The 13612-nt window shown below is 52.1% G+C and carries 9 protein-coding genes; 5 read left to right on the forward strand and 4 right to left on the reverse strand.

Features of this window, described 5'->3' with window-relative positions:
- Positions 1–228: 228 nt before the first annotated feature.
- Positions 229–3882 (forward strand): sensor domain-containing phosphodiesterase, encoded by a 3654-nt coding sequence (locus tag EYB48_RS17285; RefSeq protein WP_162021636.1) that lies wholly within the window; start codon positions 229–231, stop codon positions 3880–3882.
- A gap of 15 nt (positions 3883–3897) precedes the next feature.
- On the opposite strand, the gene EYB48_RS17290 is transcribed toward EYB48_RS17285, so the two are convergent.
- Together EYB48_RS17290 and EYB48_RS17295 are read right to left on the reverse strand one after the other, a co-directional pair.
- Positions 3898–5007 carry a 6-phosphofructokinase gene (locus EYB48_RS17290; protein ID WP_162021637.1) on the reverse strand — a complete coding sequence of 370 codons (1110 nt, stop codon included), beginning with the start codon at positions 5005–5007 and terminating at the stop codon, positions 3898–3900.
- Positions 5008–5035: 28 nt separating this feature from the next.
- Positions 5036–5896 carry an MBL fold metallo-hydrolase gene (locus EYB48_RS17295; protein WP_162021638.1) on the reverse strand — a complete coding sequence of 287 codons (861 nt, stop codon included), beginning with the start codon at positions 5894–5896 and terminating at the stop codon, positions 5036–5038.
- A 103-nt stretch (positions 5897–5999) separates the two neighbouring features.
- Between EYB48_RS17295 and EYB48_RS17300 the strand changes: the two genes are divergently transcribed.
- From EYB48_RS17300 to mdcG, 4 genes are all read left to right on the forward strand, one after another.
- The gene (locus EYB48_RS17300) at positions 6000–6809 is read left to right on the forward strand and encodes a sulfite exporter TauE/SafE family protein (protein ID WP_268895158.1); all 810 of its coding nucleotides are present in this window, start codon (positions 6000–6002) and stop codon (positions 6807–6809) included.
- 717 nt (positions 6810–7526) lie between these two features.
- Entirely contained in the window at positions 7527–8843 is a 1317-nt protein-coding gene (locus EYB48_RS17305; RefSeq protein ID WP_162021639.1) for an HD-GYP domain-containing protein, read from the forward strand.
- 9 nt (positions 8844–8852) lie between these two features.
- Positions 8853–10406 (forward strand): biotin-independent malonate decarboxylase subunit beta, encoded by a 1554-nt coding sequence (locus EYB48_RS17310; protein WP_162021640.1) that lies wholly within the window; start codon positions 8853–8855, stop codon positions 10404–10406.
- Positions 10403–11104 (forward strand): malonate decarboxylase holo-[acyl-carrier-protein] synthase, encoded by a 702-nt coding sequence (mdcG, locus tag EYB48_RS17315; RefSeq protein WP_162021641.1) that lies wholly within the window; start codon positions 10403–10405, stop codon positions 11102–11104. The genes EYB48_RS17310 and mdcG overlap by 4 nt, the downstream gene beginning before the upstream one ends.
- A gap of 5 nt (positions 11105–11109) precedes the next feature.
- On the opposite strand, the gene infA is transcribed toward mdcG, so the two are convergent.
- Together infA and EYB48_RS17325 are read right to left on the reverse strand one after the other, a co-directional pair.
- Entirely contained in the window at positions 11110–11370 is a 261-nt protein-coding gene (gene infA, locus EYB48_RS17320; RefSeq protein WP_162021642.1) for a translation initiation factor IF-1, read from the reverse strand.
- A gap of 440 nt (positions 11371–11810) precedes the next feature.
- Positions 11811–13595 (reverse strand): EAL domain-containing protein, encoded by a 1785-nt coding sequence (locus tag EYB48_RS17325; protein ID WP_162021643.1) that lies wholly within the window; start codon positions 13593–13595, stop codon positions 11811–11813.
- Positions 13596–13612 lie beyond the last annotated feature (17 nt).

Consider the following 13612-nt stretch of genomic DNA (forward strand, 5'->3'; position numbering starts at 1 on the left):
GCCTCGCCTGAATACGTACAAAGCTGATCGTCAATGAAAACAATTGTTTCCTACAGGAATTAATTGACTCTCGTGAACCGGAGTCTTGTTGTCTAAGTCTGACACTTGATTGACAATGGGCAATAAGTCTTCGGTATTTCCTAAAAGTATTTGTTGCGCGAACTAACATAGTAAAGGGCAGTTCACGTATTCGTCACGCCCTGCCATCGCGAACCTGAGGATAGTGGAATGATTGCTGACCAGAGTTTATCTGTCTTTACCCGTAGCTTCTGGCTGACGCTGGTGTCATTTGCGCTGTTCGCGCTGGCTTTCGTATTTTATTTTCAAGCGGAAAAAAATATTGATCATATCAATGAGAATCGTTTTTTATCGCATGACTTATCGGAAGAGCTGTTACAGACTTCGGATGATTTAACACGCATGGTGCGTAGTTATGTCGTCACTGGTGATCTGACCTATAAAAATTACTATTTCTACATACTGGATGTGCGTGAGGGAAAGCGACCACGTCCCGCTACTGGCCGGCACAGTTTTTGGGACCTGACGCCGGGAGAAGGCGGACATCAGCAAGCAGCCAATAGCGGTATTCCTTTGATGCAATTGATGCAAAAGGCAGGGCTCAGTGAAGCGGAATATGCGCAGCTGGAGCTGGCAAAAACCAATTCAGACATTCTGACCAAGATAGAGCGCGAAGCGATGCATCTGGTTGAAAATCCCGGTCCCTATGTAGATCGCAGCCGTGACCGCGCGATACGGATGTTACATGATGAAGCCTATCGCGCTGCTAAGTTTTCCATCATGCGTCCTATCGAAGAAGCGCATGATCTGATGGAACACCGGCTACAACAGGCGTTGATGGATGCAGAAAAACGTTCTGATCAGTTACGCCTGCTATTCGTACTGATAGGCTTTGTTACGGTGGGCTTGTTGTGGCATGCCTATCGCTCTTTGTCACGGGTATTGGGTGCGAAGGTCAGTGCCGTGCATGCAAGTCTGGTTAGTCTGGGCAAGGGAGAGTTTGAACAGCGTGCCCCAGAATCGGACTATCACCATGACAGTGTGATGGGATGGATCCAGGTCACGCAGGGCAGGCTGGCACAGATACAGCAGCAGAAGAATGCCGAAGAACAAAAAAATCAACGCATCAATCAATTGTATCTGGCGCTTGCGCAATGCAACCAGTCGATACTGCGTATCACAGAGCAGCAAGATCTGTTTCCGCGTATATGCCGTGACGCGGTGATACTGGCTGGACTAAAGATGGCTTGGATTGCAATTCACGACAAAAAGCAGAATCGATTCTTTGCACCCGCCTGGTTTGGTGTCGGCGTGGACGATATTGAGTACAACCAGTTCTTTCAGAGTGAACAATCGGGACAGAGTCACTTATTACAAACGCAGGCATTTACCTCCAATCAGCCGGTATGGTGTCAGGATCTGAGCGACCCTGCATTACCGCTTGAAATGCGCGTATTAGCACAGCGCCATGGCTGGGGTTCTGCGGCAGTGCTGCCTTTGTCTACGCATCAGCAAGTGGTCGGCACTTTCAATCTCTATGCAGAGTCCCAAGGCGCATTTGATGAGGTGGTGCAGACTTTGTTATCCGAATTCGTGATCGACGTAGGTCATGTATTAAACCGTTTCGAACTGGAAGCAGAAAAACAGCATGCTTTGCAGATGGAAGAATTGCGCAGCTTTATGCTGGAGAAAATTACCGCAGCAATCAGCTTGCCTGAACTGTACAGGGATGTGGTACTAAAAGTGGAAGCGATGCTTCCTGATTCTATTTGTTCTGTGCTGTTGCTCGACAGTGATGGAGTCAGTATCAAAACAGGCGCAACGCCAAGCTTGCCGGACTTTTACAGTAATGCGATTCAGGGTGTGCATGTTGGGCCCGGTGTTGGTTCCTGCGGTAACGCCATCGCGACCGGCCAGCGAACTATCGCTGCCGATTTGTCTACCCATCCTTACTGGAAAGATTATTGGCCGCTGGCAGAAAAGGCTGGCTTGCGTGCCTGCTGGTCCGAGCCTATTTTCTCTTCCTCCGGTCAGCCCATAGGTGCGTTCGCGATTTACCATGAAGAAGTGCGGGAGCCCTCTGAGTTCTCGTTGCAGTTGCTGGAAATGGCGGCAGGTCTGATTTCTATTGGTATAGAACGCAAGCAGTCAGGCGAGACCTTACGCAAGTTGTCGCTGGCAGTGGCGCAGAGTTCGAATGCCATCATTATTGTTGATCAACGTATACAAATTGAATATGCCAATACCTGCTACCTGGAGAATGTAGGTATGACGCTGGAACAGGTCAAGGGACAGAAACCCAGCATTCTGAGGTCAGGCAAAACACCTGCGACTACTTATTTGGAAATGTGGGATTGTTTGAAACAGGGGGAGAGCTGGAAAGGCGAGCTGATCAACCGCTATGCGGATGGAGTGGAGCATGTTGATCTGACGCATATTTCTCCTATTCGCGATGAACACGGTGTGGTCACCCATTTTCTGGCAATTCAGGAAGACATCACCGACAAGAAGAAAAATGATGAGCGCATTCGTCACCTCGCACATTATGATGCGCTGACCGGCTTGCCGAACCGGACACTGCTGGAAGAAAAAGCGCATGCCGCAATCAGATTGGCTGAGCGCAATCAGGAAAAAATTGCCTTGATGTTTCTCGATCTCGATCACTTCAAGGATGTGAACGATACGCTGGGGCACAGCACGGGTGACGCGATGCTGATCGATCTCGCCGGACGTCTGAGTCATAATCTGCGCGAAGACGATGTGGTGTCGCGACTGGGTGGTGATGAATTTATTGTTCTGCTCAATAACATCAATGAACACAAGGTTGAGAAAGTGGTGCAAAAAATGATCGATGTGGTCAGTGCGCCATTTATGATCAATGGTTTTGAACTCAATATCACACCATCCATAGGCATCGCAGTGTATCCATGTGATGGGCAGGATTTAGAGACGCTGTCGCGGAATGCAGATGCGGCGATGTATATGGCGAAGCACTCCGGCCGTAATACTTTCCGTTTCTTTACGCAAGAGATGCAGGACCGTTCATTGCGGCATCTGGAACTGGTGAATGCCTTACGTCATGCCTTGAGCCTGAATCAGTTTGAACTGCATTATCAGCCGCAAATTTCTTTGCACAATGATCAGGTGATCGGTACAGAAGCCTTATTACGCTGGCGTCATCCGGTGTTAGGCATGGTTTCACCAGCTGAGTTCATTCCGGTCGCTGAAGAAAGCGGCATGATATTGGAAATTGGTGAATGGGTGATGCGCACAGCAGTCAACCAGCTGCGTGACTGGCGCGCACAAGGGATGCCGGACTTGCTGATGGCTGTGAATTTGTCTGCAGTTCAGTTCCGTCATAAAGATTTGCCGGAGATGGTCGCCAGAATACTGCGCGAAGCGGCGGTGCCGCCATCTTGTCTGGAACTGGAACTGACCGAGAGTGTAGCTATGCATGAACCTTTGGCAGCAATTGCTATCATGAATCAGTTACATGAGCAGGGCGTCAGAATGTCGATTGATGATTTCGGTACCGGCTATTCTTCACTCAGCTATCTGAAGCAATTCAAAGTGTATAAGCTGAAAATTGACCAGTCCTTTGTGCGTGACATTAACAGTGACCCTGAAGATAAGGCTATCGTCAGCGCTGTCATCAGTATGGCGCGTAACCTGGGGCTGATGACGATAGCAGAAGGCGTGGAGACCCAGGAGCAACTCGCTTTTCTGCAGCAACATGCTTGTGATGAAGTACAGGGTTATTTCTACGCCAGACCGCTTCCTGCATTGCAGTTCGAAGAATTCCTGCGGCAATGGAAGTTGCCCGAATCCGGTATCACAAGCGGCCAGCTCAGTGACTTGCACTGACGCAGGGCCGCCGGCTCAGTCACCCAGACAGATGCCCAGATCGCGCGCGGTCTGCAAGGTATCGCTGTCTGCCGGTACTGCCTTCATGCGTCCGGCCACTTCTGCCAGCGGTACATAATTCACGTTAGGAAAGGCTAAAGCCACCATCACGCCTGACATATCCTGTTCCAGCGCACGCACTGCTGCTGCACCGAAGCGCAGTGCAGATACGCGGTCAAATGCAGTCGGGCTGCCACCACGCAGTAAATGTCCGAGCACCACAGCACGGGCTTCCTTGCCAGTACTGGCCTGCAGGCTATGTGCCAGTTGTTCACCTATGCCGCCCAGACGCTCAACATAGCCCGCGCTGGCTGCTTGTTGTACTTCGCGTTGTCCCTGTATGGTTGTTGCGCCCTCGGCTGCTAAGACGATGGAATAGTGATGACCAGCTTGTTCTCTGGCGATCAGGAAATCACTCAGCTTAGCGCTGTCGTAAGGAATTTCCGGCAGCAATATGGCATGCGCATGGCTGGCCAGTCCGCTGTGTAAGGCGATCCAGCCAGCATAACGTCCCATCACTTCGACCACCATAATGCGCTGGTGTGCCGCTGCCGTGCTGTGCAAGCGATCCACGCATTCCGTGGCGAAGGCGACTGCGGTATCAAAACCAAAAGTAGTAAAGGTTTTATCCAGATCATTGTCTATGGTCTTGGGAACCCCGATCACCCGCAGCCCCTGTTCATGTAAGGCATTCGCAATCGTCAGCGTGCCATCACCGCCGATGCAGATCAGCGCATCAATCTGGTGCTCTTGTAAAGCACGGTGTATGTCTGGTGTGCGGTCGCATTCCTGCACGCTGCCATCGGGCATGGTGGTCGGATAGTGCAGCGGATTACCATGATTAGTGGTGCCGAGTATGGTGCCGCCCAGATGGGAAATCTGTTCCACCATCTGCGTGCTGAGCGGGATGATGCCATCCTGTGGGTAGCGGTCCGGCCGCAGGATGCCATTGAAACCTTCACGGATACCATAGCATTCCCATTGTCGCTGATGAGCCGCTTTGACGACCGCATGGATCACCGCGTTTAAGCCAGGCGCATCACCGCCACCGGTACTGATTGCGATACGGCGAATGGCAGAGTTCATGCTGATTTCCTTCTTCCCTAAGACTGATTTAAAACTGATTGAGCGGAATTTTTAAATAATGGACGCCATCCGATTCCGCCGGAGGAAAAGCACCGGCGCGGATATTCACCTGTACCGATGGCAGCAAGAGGGCGGGCATGTCGAGCCCCGCATCGCGTTGCTGCCGCATTTGTACAAAGTCCGTTTCGCTGATGCCATCCCTGACGTGGATGTTATTTGCTTTTTGTGCAGCTACCGTCGTTTCCATGCAGACCGGTCGGCCAGCTGGCGGATAATCATGGCACAGGAACAGACGCGTCTCAGGTGGGTAGGCCAGCAGCTTCTGTATCGACTGATACAGCTGATGCGCATCGCCACCGGGAAAATCACAGCGTGCCGTGCCCACATCAGGCATGAACAGGGTGTCGCCAACAAAGATCGCATCGCCTATCTGATACGCCATATCTGCCGGAGTATGACCCGGCACCGCCAGCGCACGGCAGCTCAGGCTGCCTATTTGAAAAACCGACTGATCTTCAAACAACACATCAAACTGACTGCCATCGATAGCAAATTCAGGTTCGAGATGGAAGATGGTTTTGAAAGCTTGCTGAACCTGGCCTATGCGCGCACCGATGGCGATTTGTCCACCCGCCTGCGCACGCAAATAGGCTGCGGCTGACAGATGATCTGCATGGGCATGGGTTTCCAGTATCCAGCGCAATTGCAGATTGTGTTCGCGCAGGAAGCTGAGCAGCAGGTCCGCATTCGTCGTTTTCGTCCGTCCTGCTTTGGCATCATAATCGAGCACGGGATCGATTATGGCGGCTGTGCCACCGTCCTCATCAAACACGAGATGGGTCGCAGTACCGGTCTGCGTATCGTAGAAGCTGTGTATGTGCGCAGCCATAGAGAGGTTTGCCTGAAAATAAGAATGTCAACTATCATAACAAAGTTGTGCCGTTTGCCAATTGCTTTGTTCGCCGGCAAGTGGCCTGTTTTTAGGAGACACCTTGTTGCTATTTGCTGAATTCACCGCACTGATCATCGGTGCCTGTATTGGTCTGGTCATGGGCCTGACTGGTGCCGGTGGCGGCATACTGGCGGTTCCTGCGCTGGTTTACAGCCAGGGATGGAGCATGCAGCAAGCAATGCCAGTTGCTTTGCTTGCGGTGACTGCGGGCGCTGTGATCGGCAGCATAGAAGGCTTTAGTAAGGGCCTGGTACGGTATCGCGCTGCTATTGTGATGGCTTTGGCGGGTGCAGTGCCGACCTGGCTGGGCGTGCAGCTGGCGCATCGTTTGTCACAGACCTGGCTGATGGGAATATTCGCGCTGGTCTTGCTACTCGCTGCTGTGCGTCTGACGATGCAACTGGAACAGGACGAAGCCGGGGCTGAGCAAAAGCCAACGCTGGCGCGTATCAATCAGCAAACCGGACGTTTTGACTGGAATGCCGGAACCGGTGCGCTGATCGCGTCTATCGGCGGCTTGGCAGGCTTGATGACGGGCTTACTGGGGGTGGGCGGCGGCTTTATCATCGTGCCCATGCTGCGGCAATTTACCAACTTGAGTATGCATGGCGCAGTCGCGACTTCACTATTTTTTATTTCGCTGGTAGGCAGTATGGGGGTGGGGTCGGCACTGATGCATGGGGTGCAATTGCCCTTGGTCTTATCCACGGTTTTTGTCGCAGCGACTATCTGTGGCATGTTACTGGCGCGTCGCCTGATCGGCCATTTACCGGCACGTATCGTACAAAAACTGTTTATCGCTTTGCTGTGTGTGGTTGCCAGCAGTCTGATCTGGCGTGTCGTGCACTGAGTTCAAACGCTGTGCCAGTTCGGCCACATTTTGCTCACCATCCAGCCGGCAATTCAAGGTGTACGGACTGATTGCTTTTGCCATTACAGAAAAATATACGGTCAGATTTAGCGCTGGATCAGATAGAGCTTCGATTACACCAATCAGCCAGTTAATCAGCTACTGAATAGAACAAAGATGAAAGCTGTTCAGCATCTGTGCATTTTTAAATCTGATGGCGCATCAGCCTCGCACAGAAATACTCAGATGGACATTGTCATCGGCTGGCAGGTCATTCACACGGCGACCTATCGATTTTCTCCTGCCCTGCGCTTTACGCGTGTTAAGCAGGATAGCGCTTTGTGAGCCTCTTCGTTCCAGCTGGCGCCGGTCGTTAATCCGCCTGTCCCTTAGCGGCCAGTCAGTCTGCTGTTGATCGTCCCTGTCACCGCTACTTTTTTTTGTGAGGGCGACAGGTGTGCCTGACGGATGTTGTTCCAGAGCAGGCTTTAACGGCAGCAGGGGTTTTAGCGGGAACATGGTTTTTTACGGGGGTGAGTCTAGGAAAATGTTAACGATGGACTTAGGTAAAACTTGAGAAAAAACAGTGCAAAACATAGTTAATTTACCCAAATATCGTTTTTTTTCATGTTGACTCCCGCTGTCTGACTATCCCGGAAAATGCGCCAGGGGCGAAAGTGGCAACAAGTTGGGAAAGTTGCTTTGCGGACTGCTAGAATGAGTAGACTTTTTTTACTCAAAACCAATATGTGCGCTGCACCAATAACTGTGAATGTCCCCATTGAGCAATTATGCATAGGTTTATATGTGCATATTGATTTGCCATGGTTAGAACACTCCTTTGCACTCAACAGTTTTAAGATCAAAACCGAAGCCGAGTTGCAGGCCTTACGCCAGTTGGGCGTAAAAACCCTGCGCGTCAATCCTGCCCGCTCAGACTGCAGACCACTGACACCAGCTGCAGTGGTAGCGCTGGAAGTACCAACTGCGATTGCGCAGCCTACGCCTGAGGAACAGGAAAAAATCCGTGAGAAGAAAGCCAGAATAGACCGGCTGATCAGAGAACGTGAAGCGATTGCTGCCTGTGAAAAACAATTGATGAAAGCGGCGGGCACCTTAAAAAATATCACCCGGAATTTGTTCGCACGACCCCAGGAGTCGGTGCGCCAGGCGGATGAATTGATACAGCAAATGCTGGAGTCTTTGCTGGTCGATAAAGACATTGCGATTCATCTCATGAATGACAAAATAGCGGGTGAAGAAGCTTATTTTCATTCTTTGAATGTGACCGTCCTGACCATGATGCTGGCCAAAGAGCTCGCGTTTTCCGAACAGGATATCAAGCTGCTGGGCATAGGCTGTCTGTTTCATGATATCGGCAAAATAGAAATTCCTGACCGGATTGCCAATAAAGCCGGAGAGCTGAGCCGGGCGGAGCAAAACCTGTTGCAGCAGCATGTGAGGTACGGCTTACAGATCGCCGATAAACTCGGTTTGGCTAAGCCTGTGCAGGACATCATCGCTCAGCATCATGAATACGCGGATGGCGCTGGTTATCCGAATTATTTGCGCGGCGATAAAATCAGCCCGTTGGCCAGGATAGTAGCAATCACCAATACCTACGATAATTTATGTAACCGGCCTGATCCCGCTGACTCACTGAGTCCGTATGAGGCCATGGCACATATGTTCGGTCATATGCGCAAGCAGTTCGATACCGCTGCGCTAAATCTGTTTATCCGTAGTATGGGCATCTACCCGCCGGGTACCATTGTCAAGCTATCCGATGGCACGCTGGGCATGGTGGTGGCGGTGAATTCCGCCAAACCTTTACGTCCCAGTGTGTTGATTTACGATCCGTCAGTCCCCAAAAGCGAAGCCATCATTTTGGATCTGGAGCATGAAATCTCTGTCGAAATCGCGGCCAGTCTGAAACCCGGCCAGCTGGCACCAGAGGTGTATGACTATCTGAGTCCGCGTAAGCGCATGACTTACTTTTTCGATACCCAGCGCCAGGCTGCGACCCAGCACTAAGTGGCTAGCATGACATCCTGCCCATACAATCCGGCCCTGAACTTTGCCAACGCCAGTCCACGTGAGCGGCTGGCAGGTCTGGTTGATGCGTTTTGTGAAATTCTGCCACCCTCTGAACTTCAACATAGCCCGCAGCTACAGGCATTGGGATTGCCGGTGGCTGCGGATGATGGCGTGGTGATCGGCAGTGGCTATCTGAACGGACAATTGCTGTATCTGGCGGCGCAGGATGGCCGTTTCATGGGTGGTTCTGTGGGCGAGATTCATGGCGCTAAATTGCTGGGCTTGTGCCGCCTGGCATTACAGGACAGACCCGCAGCATTGGTGCTGCTCGGTGATTCAGGCGGTGTCCGTTTGCAGGAAGCAAATGCAGGATTGCTCGCCATCGCCGAATTGCTGCGCGCCGTGTTGGAAGTGCGTGCCGCCGGTATACCTGTACTCATGCTGATAGGCGGGCAACGCGGTTGCTTCGGCGGTATGGGCTTAGTCGCTTACAGTGCAAATGCGATCGTGATGTCGGCCAACGCCAGATTAGGCATGTCCGGCCCGGAGGTCATTGCCAGTGCCTGTGGTCGCGCTGAATATGATCCTGCTGATCAGGCGCAGATCATGGCGACGACAGGAGCGCAACACCGTTGGGAACAGGGCGATATCGTGCAATTGGTGTCTGCTGATATCGCCAGCTTCCGCGCCGTTCTGCCTGAATTGATACAAGCTTATAGCTCTGCTCCATCGCTGTCGCTGAGCAGTTGCAGGGACGAGCATCAACTGCTGCAGCGACGTTTGCAAGCCGCATTGTTATCTGACCAGCTGCCCGCTACTCCCTATACTGCGCAGACGCTGCATGATGATCCCTTGCTGCAGGTCTTACTGAATGTATCGGCATCGGATTGGCAGTTGCAGGGCGACGCACAACTGGTGCATGGTGAGTTGTCGATCATGGCAAAGCGCTGGACCCTGATCGCCTTACGTCGGCATGCAGCGATAGGTGTGGAACTCGCCTGGCAGATGGCGGCACTGGTAATGCAAGCGGTACAACAGCAGCCACAACGGCCGCTGTTACTGCTGATCGATACTGCAGGGCAGCGCCTGCGGCGGCAGGAAGAAATGCTGGGACTGCCACGTTTTATGGCCCATTTGGCTAAGAGTCTGCAACTGGCGCGTATGGCCGATATGCCAGTCCTGGCTTTGATTTACGATCAGGCCTTATCTGGCGCGATAGTCGCCACCGGTATGATGGCTGATCAGTGCTATGCGCTGGAAGACGCGCAGATACACGTGATGGCAGCGTCAGCGGTGGCCAGTATCACAGGCATGAGTGAAGACAAAGTGCGCACTTTGAATAAGCGTGATCCTGGCTTTGCGCCGGGTGTTGCGCATTATTGGGCGATGGGGGGCATTGATGCCATCTGGTCGCAGCCGACATCTGAACTTCTGTTGGCCGCTTTGGCGAAGTGTGCGGGACCGGATCGCCGCTCGTCGCTTGGTCAGCAGCGTGGTGGCAGAAGGTTGGCGCAAAACATCGCAGATGCCGTATTATCCTCAGCAAAACGCAATCAATGAGCGCATACGTGGAACAGGTAGAACAATTTCAAAGGCATGATCTGGTCTGGCTCTCCCATCAGGCTTGGGAAACTCTGGCAGCTGCACAATCCTCCCCTTGGCAAAGTGCGGTACGTGACTGGCAACAGCAGGAGTGGCCTGCAGTGGTTCGCAGACGCGACAGCGACGCGGCAGATGATGAAATATGTATAGGGCTGGAGCTGCCCGGTCAACATGGCCAGCGCCGTCGCCTGGCAGTCCGGGTGCAGGTCGAACACATCATAGAACATCAGTCCGGACTGGCACTCAATACGGTATTACCACTGGCTTTGCCAGAATGGCAAAATGACTTGCGTACCTTGCAGCAGAGCGCGGCTGCTGCTGGCTTGCGCTTTCGGGTCTATGGTGCGCTGTCCTGGCAATTTCTGACTGGCCAGCCTTATCTGCAGGCGCTATCCCCGATCGATTTACTCTTCCGGCCAGCCGATCAGGCGCAATTGCAGCAGGCCTTACAGTTGCTGAGTCGTTTTCAGCAGCAATTACCACTGGATGGTGAAATTTTGTTCCCGCAAGGACAAGCCGTATCCTGGCGAGCATGGAATCTGGCAGATGCCGCCGGGGATGCACAGCAGGAGCAAAAAGTATTGGTTAAAGATCAGATGGGCGCGCGCTTGTGCAGTCAGCGCGAGATGCTGGCGCTGCTTACACAGTCAGCCTGAACTGATTAGTAACGACGGCGTGGCTGTCCGCCACCACCTGTGTGTTTTTCGATGTGGCGGAAAGTAATTCTGCCTTTGCTCAGATCGTAGGGCGACATTTCCAGGGTGACTTTGTCACCAGCCAGAATACGGATGTGATGCTGACGCATTTTGCCTGAGGTGTAGGCGATCAGTTGGTGACCATTTTCCAGATTGACGCGGAAACGTGAATCGGGCAGGACTTCTTCAACAACGCCTTGCATTTCCAATAATTCTTCTTTTGCCATGTTGGCTCTTTCTAATGATGACGTAAGCCAGCAGCTGGCTGGTGTTACGCCGGTACGCATCAGACTGCGCACGGATAATCGGGATGAGACGCACGTATGCGTTTCGCTGGTGAGGAGTAAGGGCTGAACTTGTGCTGCGTGATACGCTGCAAGACAAAAACAGGACTTGCTGGCAGAGCGTTCATCTGAACTGAGCCTCTGCAGTAAGCGACCGGATCAGACCAGACAGGGGCTGGCAAACATGCGGAAACTTGCTGAACCCACGATTATACCCTGACTGGGTCGGGAAAAAACTGAAATATCGCCGATGACTTGCGGGCTGCTATATCCCACCGCCTGAGTACGTATCTCCTGCCGCTTGGGTACTTTGCTCTTTTGAGGGTTTGCGAGTCCCACAAATCCGCTTAGCCGATAGCCAGGGCCTGCTTCAGTGTGGAATACTACATTTTGCGCTGAACATACTGATTGCGACATTGCTTGAAAGACAAAGGTGTCAGCGGTTTTGCAAAAAAATAACCTTGCGCCCCGTCACAGCCCCAGGTGCGTATCAGTGCCAATGCTTCTTCCGTTTCTACTCCCTCAGCAATCACTGTGTAGCCCAGCTCTTTGGCGAGCTTTATTAAAGACTGTACGATGCGTTGATCATATTCGCTGCGATGCACATGGCGTATCAGTGACTGATCCAATTTAACGAAGTTTGCCGGTACTTTTTGTAAGTAAGAAAAATTACTGTAGCCGCTGCCAAAATCATCCAATGCTATTCCCATACCCATGGCCCGGATTTCATACAGGGTTTGCAAGCAGCGTGCACTCTCCATCCAAATCCCCTCAGTACATTCTATGTCTACCAGGTATGGATCTATCCCGAAATCCTTGCAGGCTGCCTGCAAACGCTCACATAAATCTTCCTCTTCGAAATTACGCGGGGAGAGGTTAATCGCGATTCGCATACCTGGGTCACTGAGATTCCAATCGCGCAGTTGCCTCATCGCGGTACGGATGACCCAATCAGTCAGCGGACGTATAAACGCGGTTCTTTCAATGAGCGGTATAAATTCAGCTGGAGAGATGGGGCCCAGTTCCGGATGATCCCAACGCAGCAGTGCCTCAGCTGAATGGCATAGACCTGTCCGTAAATCGTGTTTTGGCTGATACACCATATATAAGGCATCATCTCTGATTGCTGTTTGCACATCATTCAGCAAGTGGAATGAACGCTGACTCAGCTGGTCATCCCTGGCGTTATAGACCAACCAGTCTTGCTGCACTAATCTGGCCTGATTGACAGCCGATAGCGCTTTTCTGGGGGCCTCGGTTGCTGCATCAGGTCCTGCCGTAAAGACGACGATTCCTCCACGCACAGACAGATTCAAAGGAACAGGCATTTTGCGCAGAGGTTCATGCAGCATCTGATCCAGACTATAAAGGCAACTGATCAATTCCACTGTTGCAGAATCCGTGGATAGCACGGCAAAGCGGGTAGTCGTTATATGATACAGATTCGCCTTGCCGGAAAACAAAAGCCTGAGTTGTTGAGTTACTGCGTTGACCAGTTCATCACACGCGCTGGCGCCCAGCGCAGCGGCGATTTCTGAAGCGCTTGCGGCATCCGGTATATCAATATATGCCAGTAAGCGCTCCTCTCCGGCCGCGATGGATGATACGGCCACCAGATCTTCTAACAGTTGCGATTGATTGGGTAAGCCACTGACTGGATCAATATGACCGACTGCGCGTCGCAGTGAGATATGCGCCATCGCCAGATTAGCCAGTCCTTTTAACTGAATACGTTGTGCCTCATCCAATTGGCGCGGCTGGCTATCGGTGATACATAAAGCTCCGATAGCGTGACCTGTCGCAGTGACCAGTGGTGCGCCTGCGTAAAAGCGTATCTGTGATGGGCCGGTCACCATAGGATGATGTTTGAAACGCTCATCCATGCTCGCGTCTTCAATCACCATCACTTCCGGACGCTGTATCGTATAGGTGCAAAACGATAATTCCCGGGCGCTGCAGCTATAGCCGGATCGTTGACCCGCATCAATGGGGGATTTCAGCCATTGACGGTCACTATCGATCAGTGAAATATAAGCGTTGGGCAGACCGAATAAATCAGCCGTCAGGCGGGTCAATGCATCGAAATACGTTGAGCTATTGCTGTCCAGGATTGCCAGATCATGCAGGGCAGTCAGCCGCGCATCCTTTGTGATAGTGTGTGTCTTCATTGTTTCCTTCCATTCCT

Origin of the sequence: Cognatundibacterium crateris, assembly GCF_010078235.1 — a bacterium.
GTDB classification, from domain to species: domain Bacteria; phylum Pseudomonadota; class Gammaproteobacteria; order Burkholderiales; family Burkholderiaceae_D; genus Undibacterium; species Undibacterium crateris.

Excerpts from the sequence above, each read along its gene's own strand:
- EYB48_RS17325 (WP_162021643.1), bottom strand. The coding sequence starts at position 13,595 with ATGAAGACACACACTATCACAAAGGATGCGCGGCTGACTGCCCTGCAT.
- EYB48_RS17290 (WP_162021637.1), bottom strand. The coding sequence starts at position 5,007 with ATGAACTCTGCCATTCGCCGTATCGCAATCAGTACCGGTGGCGGTGAT.
- EYB48_RS17310 (WP_162021640.1), top strand. The coding sequence starts at position 8,853 with ATGACATCCTGCCCATACAATCCGGCCCTGAACTTTGCCAACGCCAGT.
- mdcG (WP_162021641.1), top strand. The coding sequence starts at position 10,403 with ATGAGCGCATACGTGGAACAGGTAGAACAATTTCAAAGGCATGATCTG.
- EYB48_RS17285 (WP_162021636.1), top strand. The coding sequence starts at position 229 with ATGATTGCTGACCAGAGTTTATCTGTCTTTACCCGTAGCTTCTGGCTG.
- EYB48_RS17295 (WP_162021638.1), bottom strand. The coding sequence starts at position 5,896 with ATGGCTGCGCACATACACAGCTTCTACGATACGCAGACCGGTACTGCG.
- infA (WP_162021642.1), bottom strand. The coding sequence starts at position 11,370 with ATGGCAAAAGAAGAATTATTGGAAATGCAAGGCGTTGTTGAAGAAGTC.
- EYB48_RS17305 (WP_162021639.1), top strand. The coding sequence starts at position 7,527 with ATGAGTAGACTTTTTTTACTCAAAACCAATATGTGCGCTGCACCAATA.